This window comes from Subsaximicrobium wynnwilliamsii, from assembly GCF_007997225.1.
Taxonomy (GTDB): Bacteria; Bacteroidota; Bacteroidia; order Flavobacteriales; family Flavobacteriaceae; genus Psychroserpens; species Psychroserpens wynnwilliamsii.
The window spans coordinates 46,113-55,712 of the sequence record NZ_VORM01000028.1 but is presented as its reverse complement, the minus strand read 5'-3'; the positions used below and the strand labels follow the sequence as shown (position 1 = coordinate 55,712).

Genomic DNA, 9,600 nt, shown 5'->3' with positions numbered 1-9,600 from the left:
CTCGTTCCTCTTTAAAATGTGTACGACAGCTCTTTTCGTCTGTGAAATGAACTCCAAAATCAAATATATTCATAATCAACTGTTTTAATATCAAGTGAATATACGATAATTATTTCATTTTAGGGCTGTTTGCGGATATACAATTTAAATAATTTACCAAATATTGATATTCTAAAATATTATCCACTCATATTGCTTTGTAAAGGTTAAAAATCTTTTTGACTATTGTTCAAATAAGTCTTTAAAAAACGAGTACCTCTTATTATCTTAAAACAGCATATTTTTAGAAAATAATGCTTTTCTCCAATAACATTCTCTTTTATTATTTAATAAAACTTTAAAGAAATTAATTAAAACGTGCCCTAACAAAGACGTGTATAATTAATTGCTTTGGCAAGTGCTTATTTGGAAAATTCCTTCGGAATTTTCTCGGGTTCGTATTTGTTTACTAAATTAGTTGCTTAACCACGCAACTTTTCATAGTGTGCCAAGAATCAACCACGGCAATAAAGGGTTGAATGCTGTAGATAAGATGATGGTAGGTCCATTAGAGTCGTTGTATAATCGATGGCTCTAAACCACCTAAAGGTGCTTTGATTAGTAGTCCTGGTATTGAGCGTTTAGGAGAATCTAGTCCTTGAGATTAGCAGGTACGAATAAACCTGCCTGCCGGCAGGCAGGGGAGTTGATCCGCCTGAGGCGGAGAACCATTGATGAGGTGTCGAGAAGTTGCTGCCTCCAGTCAAAAGCTACAGGGCGGAGCGTAAAGAAAATGTCCTGCGGACATTTTTAGCGAACGAGCCAGCTGGCGTGGGGCAGTACGGAGTTAAAAGTAATAGTAGCGATACTATTAATTACAGAGATAACCTATTTATTTTCTGTAAGGCTGGCGTCATTCAGGTGGCAAGAATTTTATTTGGGCTTATTTACGGAACTTGGGAAGCTGCATACGAATGTTAAGGGAAATGTACAATAGGCACAACCTAAAGGCAGAATACCAATGCTGTATGCAGTGGCAGACTCATTCGTAGTAGTGATGAAGTTTCTGTAATGGAAGTGGAGCGAAGGGATGGGCTAATTATATTTACGTTTTGCCAACTTGCAAAAGGATGAGCTTATATTTGTAAATTAAATTAGAAGAGCCGTGTGAGGGGAGACTTTCAAGCACGGTTCTGTGAGAGGCTTGGGGTGAAACTCCCCTTGTCTACTCGATTACCAAACGTTGTGCTTCATTATAATCAACCGCTAACCAATGATTAAATTCTTTAGAAAAATACGCTACGACCTTATGGAAAAAAATAAAACTGGAAAGTATTTAAAGTATGCTATTGGAGAAATTGTTCTAGTCGTTATTGGAATTTTGATTGCGTTGAGTTTAAATAATTGGAATGAATCAAGGAAAAATGAGATAGTTAAACAACAGTTAATTGAAGACTTAATTATAGAATTACAATCATCGAAGGTAATAATAATTGATGCTATTGCCCTTGGTGATTCTCTAATTGCAGACGGTCAATTGTATTTAAAACACATTGGATCTAAAGAATTAACAATTCAAATAGATTCACTGAAAAAACTCGGAGGTTTTATAACAAATGGTATTCCTTATGATCTCAATTTACCAATTTATGAAGATTCAAAATCGTCAGGCAAGCTTAGTATGATTAATAATAAGAAAGTACTAATACTTTACGCTGAGATAATGTCTGCCGACATTGGTGGAACCATTCACCGTAAAATTAGTAATGATATGTATTATAATGGTTCTGGATGGGAACTAAGAAAAGAAATAGGATTAAGCGAAGTTTTATCTACGCCTAATGAAATGCTACCTGAAAGATTTAGATTATCTGAAAAAGAATTTTGGGAAATCCTTTCACGCCCTTACACGTTTGCCACGTTAGATAATTCTTTACAGATGAAAGTTAATAGGATTAATTATATGAATAGAATAAGCAATGGAATGACAGAAGTTATTGCATTACTTAAAGATGAAAAAAATTAATCTTAAGTTATTAAAAATAACGAAGTCATACACAACACGTTGTGTGTAATGCGAAAATTCGTCTTCAAATAAAATTGTTTCCTAAATAAGAAACATTTATCTTTGTCAAAATAATAGAGTTGAATGAATCCGAAATTTAAGGTCGAATTACTGGAAGAAGTGAACGAATTTTTAAACGGACTCAACGAAAAGGCACGTGAGAAAATCATATACAATATGCTAAAAGCTCAAGTTGTCAGTGACAATGAACTTTTCAAAAAACTGAATAACAACGTTTGGGAATTCCGAACTCTTCACAACAAAACTAAATACCGCCTTTTTGCCTTTTGGGACAAGACAGATAAAACCGAAACTGTCGTCATATCAACTCACGGAATTGAAAAGAAAACAGCAAAGACACCTAAAAAGGAAATTGAAAAAACCGAACGGATAATGAAACAATATTTTGAGGCTAAAAAATAACGATATGGAAAAGAAAGGAATGAAAACTTACAGTTTAGACGAAGTGACCGACAAATACATCGGAAAAAAAGGAACGCCAAAAAGAGACGAATTCGAGAACGAACTTCGGCTCGACCTAATCGGAAACGCAATCAAACAAGCTCGAAAAGAACGAAACTTGACACAAGCCCAACTTGGAGAGTTGGTCGGTGTCCAGAAAGCACAGATTTCGAAACTCGAAAACCATTTGACTGACGCTCGATTTGAAACAATTTTGAAGGTTTTTAAGGCATTAAACGCAAAAATTAATTTTAATGTCGAATTACTAAACCAAAATCTGAACTTATCATAAAGTAGGAAAATCACTACACACTTAAGCCGTATATAAGCCATGGCTGGGTCTGTGATTATTTGGAAAATTTATGGACTTCCCAAAGTCAGTTTATATTTGGAGAGGTTCGTGCTAAAAAACGCCACAGCTCATTTACAATCACGTAGGCATTAATATAACAAAACCGAGGATCAGACTGAAAAACTATTGTTTTAGCTAATTTTGAAGGAAACTGATTTAAAACTAATAAAACTTATGCTAAAAAGCTAAAATCATTTTGAAAAAATTATGTATTTATATAACCTAAAAATATGAACACCAAAGAAAATCCTTTTCAGAAAATTTCTGATGACAGAATATTTATAATTAATTGCTATACCGAGATGTTATCTCGGATTGACGAACTAGAAATCATTTCACTATTAAATAATACTTCACAAGAGTTTACATTAGACGAAAATGACATTTCTACTGAAAAAATATTTCAGTCTTTTAGTATTTATTTTCAACTGATGACTTTGGTTGAAGAAAATGCAGCTACACAATACCGAAGAAAAATGGTAAACCAAAAAGATTTTACCTCAATTAGAGGGTCTTGGGCAGAAGCATTTAAAATATGGAAGGATGATTCTGTAAATGAAGATGATATGCTGAAAACTATTTCCAAAACCACCGTAATTCCAGTGCTTACAGCACATCCTACAGAAGCAAAAAGAGTAACCGTTATTGAAATTCATCGCGAATTGTATTTGCTTTTGGTGCAAAGGGAAAATACTTCTTTTAGCAAGCTGGAACAAAATGTTATTAAGGAAAAAATTATTAATCTGCTGGAAAGATGGTGGAGAACCGGAGAAATTTATTTAGAAAAACCAGACATTAGAGACGAAAGAGCCAATGCCATTCATTATTTGGGCAAAGTTTTTCCTACTGTATTAGAGAAAAGCGATCAGCAATTAAAAAGCTCTTGGGTAGAATTTGGATTAAATCCTGCCAAAATCAAAAATCCTGATTTATTCCCAAAAATCAATTTCGGAAGTTGGGTGGGTGGTGATAGAGACGGGCATCCATTTGTAACACCAACAGTTACACATGAAACTTTACTACTTCACCGAAAAACAGCACTTTCCCTCATTAAAGATCAGTTATTGCAATTGATAATCAAACTTTCGGTTTCAGCTATTACCAATCCTGTCCCCTTTTTACTGTCAGATGCTATTGAAAAAAAATCTAAGGCATTGGGAGAACCAGGACTAAAAGCAGTTCATAGAAATCCTTACGAACCTTGGAGACAATATGTAAGTTTACTATTGGTGCAACTAGAAAACACTAGATCTGAAAAATTTGCGGATTCTAACTCCTATTATAAATCGAGTACTATTTTAGAAGAAGATTTAAAATTATTGAGAGAAATCTTATTACAAAACGGTTTAAAAGGTCTTGCAGAAGATTTGCTTTTTCCAGTTGAAAGAACAGTAAAATGTTTCGGGTTTCATTTGGCAAAATTGGATATCAGACAAAATAGTGCTTTTCATGATAAAGCAATTTCTCAGATTTTGAAGACCATTGGTGAAAAAGAGTATGATTTTGAAAACTGGGACGAAGATAAGCGCGTAATTTTTTTGAATAAATTATTAGCTAGCAATTCACTAATCACAGATGTTACCGTTTCTTATGGCACAGAAGCGGATAATGTCTTGGATTGTTTCAGAGTAGTTCGTCAGCATATTAATCAATATGGTTCAGATGGAATAGGTTCATTCATTATTAGTATGACCAGAAATCTAAGTGATTTACTTGTAGTTTATCTGCTGATGAGAGAAACACGGTTGTTAAATACCAATATAAGAGTTGTACCACTATTAGAAACCATTCAAGACCTGCATAATGGTCCTGAAATTTTAAAAAAATTCTTGCAGCACCCTGTTACGAAAGAAAGAGCTGGAAAATTATCTCACAAGCAAGAAGTAATGTTAGGTTACAGCGATAGCAATAAAGACGGAGGAACTATCGCAAGTAAATGGAATGTGTATAAAGCAGAAAAAGAACTTACGGCTGTGGGAGAACAAAATAACACAGAAATCTACTTTTTCCACGGAACCGGTGGCACCATCAGCAGAGGTGGTGGTAAATATCACCGCTTTTTAGAAAGTATGCCAGAAAATACCGTCAGCGGAATCATTAAAATTACGGTGCAAGGAGAGTCTGTAGCACAGCTATTTGGAAATCCACTTACTGCTACTTATAATCTTAATGCACTTTCTTCGGGCGTTGCCAGGCAAACGATTAAAAAAACAGCAAATGCTCAAGAAACAGTTTTTCCCTTAGACACTATGGAGTTTTTAGCTCAAAAATCTTATGAGCATTACAAAAACTTTATAGAGACACCCGGTTTTATAAATTTTTACAGTAAAGCAACTTGTATTGATGTTTTAGAGAAAAGCAAAATAGGCTCAAGACCTTCAAGAAGAACCGGTGCCAGAACATTGAATGACTTAAGGGCTATACCTTGGGTGTTTAGTTGGAATCTTTCCAGAATAGCGATAACAGGATGGTATGGCCTTGGTGAAGCACTGAAAGCGTTAAAAACAGAAAGACCAGAAGAATACGAGAATTTAAAGAAATCAATACAGAATTGGAGTTTCTTAAAATTTTTAATAATACAAGTCGAAACCAACCTTATACTTTCTAATGTAGAGATTATGAAACACTATGTCGCTTTGGATGAGGACACAGAAGAAAGGGATATGTTTTTGAATAAAATACTTAGAGATCACCAAAATAGCTTTGTATTGATTGAAGGTCTTTTTGATGAACCGAAAACCGAAAGAAGAAATGGGCAATATGACAATCTAAAATGGCGTAATGATAAACTGAAAATCCTACATCAATTACACATCAATTATCTGAAACAGTGGAGAAGTATTAAAGATGAAAACAGTAGTGAAAAAGACAAGTTATTAACTAAGTTACTTGGATTAATAAACGCGTTATCAAGCGGGCTTAAAAGTACAGGATAAGCTATATTCTACTACTGCGTTAATTATTAAAATATCGTAGAAAACAAACGATTATCGGGCATAAAAATCGCTAATTAAAAATGACCAATAAAAAACACATCGTGCAACAGCACCTAAAATAAATTGGCGATTCAGTGGTTAAACCTGCCTGTCCGGCAGGTGAAGCTTTGTACTTCGTATCAAGTTTGATGCTGGCAGACAGTTTAGTGCTTCGAAATCGCCAACTTCTTTTAGCTGCAAACCATTGTGCTCCATTATCAGAACCCGCTAACCAATGATAAAATTCTTTAGAAAAATTAGACAAAAATTGCTGACTGAAAACAAGTTCAGTAAATATCTTCTTTATGCGATTGGAGAAATTGTACTTGTGGTTATTGGGATATTAATTGCCTTACAAATTGACAATAACCACAATTACAATGAACAACGAAGAGTAGAACAGGAATATCTCTTGTCGCTGTAAGCGGAATTTGAAACGAACTTGAATAAAATAAATGCCTCTATTCAAGAAAATGAGCAACGTATACAGGCACTTGATTATCTATTGACCTTATTTGATAGAAATGTACTTGACACGGTAAGTAATCAGAGAATTTCTCAAATGTTCACCGCTATTTTTGGCAGTGGATTAAGCTATTTGCCTTCAACAGGAGTTTTAAATGACATCATTAGCTCAGGTAAGCTCAATATTATTTTGAATAAAAGCTTGAGGCAAAACCTAGCCTCTTTCGAAAGTTCTTTAAATCTCTAAGACATTCAGTTAACAAACGCAGAATTCACCGATGAAAAATTACGCACACTTTTTTATAAGACGGGAAGCATACGAAATATTGTAATTGATATGGGAATTGTTGATTTTAAACACAAATCTATTTCCGAAAAGATAGATAACAAGATGGTATTCGAATCAGTTGAATTAGAAAATCATCTATTGGCTTGCAGCCTGTCTAAAGCAACGAATGGACCGCGCTTATATGGAGGAATAGGGACGGAAATAAAAACCATATTAAAGGGAATTGAGCAAGAACTGGATAAATAACGAAAGCACAACGTGTATAAAACATAGCTAATAAGTGCTAAAACAAAGGTTTGTGCTTACTTGCAAAGACCGCCATATTTTTTAATTTGGCTTTTTGAAAAAGTTAAGATAAAAAGAAAATTAAAAAATTCGGCTCTGTGTATAATCCGAAAGTTCAGCGCCTTTTTACACGCTACGTTTCATACACAAACCGTTGCCACACATTCCACACAAGAAAAACCTGTTAATTTCTTGAGATAACGAGGAAAATTTTTGGGTAGGAAAATTATAGTAAATTTGACGTTAGTCAGAATTTAAAACCAATAATATCATGACAAAATTATTTACCCAAATTTTTTTACTAATTCTATTTTCATTACAAATTAATGCTCAAACTGTTTTTACAGACTCGTTTGGTGGGGAACTTCCGAACTCAATTGAAATTGTAGGGAATAATATGTTCGTCTCTACATTCTCAACACAAAAATTATATAAGTTAAACCTTGATAATATAGATGATATTGAAACCGTGACCAATTTCAATGGTCCTTTATGGAAAATTAGGTTTGATTCTACAAACAATGACTATTACTGTATTGTACTTGATAATCCCAATTCTTTGTCTGTTGTTGATTTGGATTCAAACATTCCAATTACATCCAACATACTTGAAAATGTGACCAATTCAAACGGTATTACAATTAATAATGGAGTAGTATATGTTTCAGACAATAACAATCTTTACGGCTATGTCATTAATAGTGGCAATTATTCTTTAGTTTATCAAGAGTCTGATGGTAATATTCGTAATCCAACTGTTTATAATAATGAAATCTACTTTCAAGTTTATGATACGGATAGTAATGATATATATAAAATAGATATCTCTTCCCAAAATCCAACTAAAACATTGGTAAGCACAGATAATAATTTTGGCATTCTTCAAGCATCTTTAGTAGTAAACAACTACATTTATCTTGGTTTTGAAAGTCCAAATAAAATTGTAAGGATTAATTTGTCTGAACTTAATCTTCCAATTGAACCTACTACAATCTTTGAAAATCTTGGTGGTGGTGTCATCGGATTAACCAATAAAGAAGACCAAATATATTATACTACCGGACAACAAATAATATATGAATTCAGCGACCAAGTTTTAAATAATCAAGAGTTCGTCCTATCCCAAGAAAAATTATATCCAAATCCAGCAGAAAACTATATCACATATCAAAGCAACGTAAATTATGATTTATATGAGATTTACTCAATTACAGGAAGTTTGGTTGGAAATGGGAAATTCAATAACTCAATAAATATAGAAAAGCTGGTTGGAGGTTTATATTTTATCATCTTTAAAAATGAGCAAAAAACAAAAACCTTTAAATTCATTAAAGACTGAACAAAACGTGTTACAAGTCGCGTATAATTAATTGCTTGACCTGTTCTTCTTCCGAAAATCCTTGTGGATGCCCAAGTTCGTTTTTATTTGCTAATTTCGTGGCTTGAGACACGCAACTAATTATACTCAAACACGTTGTAAAACATTTGACAAAACTAATGAATACTGAATTAGAGAAAATAATACGATACGATTCCGAAGGTCCTAACTTAGATTATAAACAAGAAGAATATCCTTTAGGCAGAAATATCAAAAAAAACGAAATATTAAAGGATATATCTGCTTTTGCAAATCACCACTCTGATTCCGATAAATTTATTATAATTGGAGTTAAAGAAAAAAATGGAGTTGGAAAGGAGTTTTTCGAAATTGAGAACCTAACAGACGAAGCATCTTATTGAGTTAGGACTTGGTAAACATCTGAATATTGAAATAGCCTAAAATACAAAGTACTGTGGACAACTCCGGTAACCATTGCACAACCCCATAAATTCATAGAAACCGAACTCATTTAAGCCCTTTTTAAGGGCTTTTTGGTTTTTTAGTTAGGTGGTTTAACTGTATTCTGGATGGCTTAAATACAAGTTTATCAAGTTCTGGAACCCCCTTATTTTATTAAATAAAAAGGCTAGTGCCTTGGCACCACTTTTTGTCAGTTTCTGTCTGAACTTCAGGTACTCCTGCCTGTCCGGTAGGCCGGTTTTGAGATTGTAGGCCATGGCGGACAAGTGCATGACGATGTTTGCCTGAGCTATGCCGATCGTGTTTATCTTTCTCAGTCCCATGAATTTAGTGGGCGTGCCAAAAACTGGTTCAACAGTGCTTTGCCGCTGTCCTTTCATATTCCTGCCTTGAAGACTGTTGACCCGTTCAATATTGAGATCATACTCTGCTCTGAAGTAGGTCACCGAGAACTTCTTCTCCTTGGCGGTCTTGCCCAAACAACTCGCTTTCATAGCACAGTCCCTGCATTGGTATGTAGAACCGCGGTACTCCTTCTTTAGGGTTTCCGTTTGGGTGTCGCTGAATACTTTTTTGAAGGGGATGATCTCTCCCTTGGGACAGATATAATGGTCATGTGCTTCATTGTATTCAAAACCGTCCGGTCCACCTTTATAGGTGCCGCGGGGCGGAATAAAACTCTCCAAACCGAACTGTTCCAGAAACGCATAGTTCTCACCCTGCTATCAAATTATAAAATTATTCTACTGATAATACTTTATTCCATTAACTTTATCAACAGAGTTGTGCAACAGGGACAATGTATGAAAATAATCGGTTTTGGTGAGGGGTTCAATGTAAGTACCTTTAACAAAAGTCATTGCTCAACCGAAAATTTCAGCGTATAAATCCGCAATTATTCTTATACTAACCGCTAGCGACAAGGTA

The 9,600-nt window shown here is 34.3% G+C and carries 10 protein-coding genes; 9 read left to right on the top strand and 1 reads right to left on the bottom strand.

The features are described 5' to 3' along the window. Nucleotides 1-1,288 precede the first annotated feature (1,288 nt). The 9 genes from ESY88_RS17710 (at nt 1,289) to ESY88_RS17670 (ending at nt 8,612) form a co-directional block, all read left to right on the top strand. Nucleotides 1,289-2,005, top strand: coding sequence for a DUF6090 family protein (locus ESY88_RS17710; protein WP_147085902.1), 717 nt, complete (start codon nt 1,289-1,291; stop codon nt 2,003-2,005). A 123-nt stretch (nt 2,006-2,128) separates the two neighbouring features. After that, the gene (locus tag ESY88_RS17705; protein ID WP_147085901.1) at nt 2,129-2,467 is read left to right on the top strand and encodes a type II toxin-antitoxin system RelE/ParE family toxin; all 339 of its coding nucleotides are present in this window, start codon (nt 2,129-2,131) and stop codon (nt 2,465-2,467) included. 19 nt (nt 2,468-2,486) lie between these two features. Continuing rightward, on the top strand, nt 2,487-2,798 hold the full coding sequence (locus tag ESY88_RS17700; protein WP_040556273.1) for a helix-turn-helix transcriptional regulator: 312 nt from the start codon (nt 2,487-2,489) through the stop codon (nt 2,796-2,798). A gap of 290 nt (nt 2,799-3,088) precedes the next feature. After that, on the top strand, nt 3,089-5,794 hold the full coding sequence (locus tag ESY88_RS17695; protein ID WP_147085900.1) for a phosphoenolpyruvate carboxylase: 2,706 nt from the start codon (nt 3,089-3,091) through the stop codon (nt 5,792-5,794). Nucleotides 5,795-6,068: 274 nt separating this feature from the next. Then, nucleotides 6,069-6,257, top strand: a complete 189-nt coding sequence (locus ESY88_RS17690) for a hypothetical protein (RefSeq protein WP_147085899.1) — start codon at nt 6,069-6,071, stop codon at nt 6,255-6,257. An 18-nt stretch (nt 6,258-6,275) separates the two neighbouring features. Next, entirely contained in the window at nt 6,276-6,545 is a 270-nt protein-coding gene (locus ESY88_RS17685) for a hypothetical protein (protein ID WP_147085898.1), read from the top strand. Nucleotides 6,546-6,635: 90 nt separating this feature from the next. After that, nucleotides 6,636-6,833, top strand: a complete 198-nt coding sequence (locus tag ESY88_RS17680; RefSeq protein ID WP_147085897.1) for a hypothetical protein — start codon at nt 6,636-6,638, stop codon at nt 6,831-6,833. Between the two features lie 310 nt (nt 6,834-7,143). Beyond that, nucleotides 7,144-8,211, top strand: a complete 1,068-nt coding sequence (locus ESY88_RS17675; protein ID WP_147085896.1) for a T9SS type A sorting domain-containing protein — start codon at nt 7,144-7,146, stop codon at nt 8,209-8,211. A 158-nt stretch (nt 8,212-8,369) separates the two neighbouring features. Beyond that, a complete protein-coding gene (locus ESY88_RS17670) occupies nt 8,370-8,612 on the top strand; it encodes a hypothetical protein (protein WP_147085895.1) in 243 nt (80 codons plus the stop codon). 153 nt (nt 8,613-8,765) lie between these two features. Here ESY88_RS17670 and ESY88_RS17665 read toward each other — a convergent pair whose 3' ends face one another. After that, nucleotides 8,766-9,359 carry a transposase gene (locus tag ESY88_RS17665; RefSeq protein ID WP_223270877.1) on the bottom strand — a complete coding sequence of 198 codons (594 nt, stop codon included), beginning with the start codon at nt 9,357-9,359 and terminating at the stop codon, nt 8,766-8,768. Between the last annotated feature and the right edge of the window lie 241 nt (nt 9,360-9,600).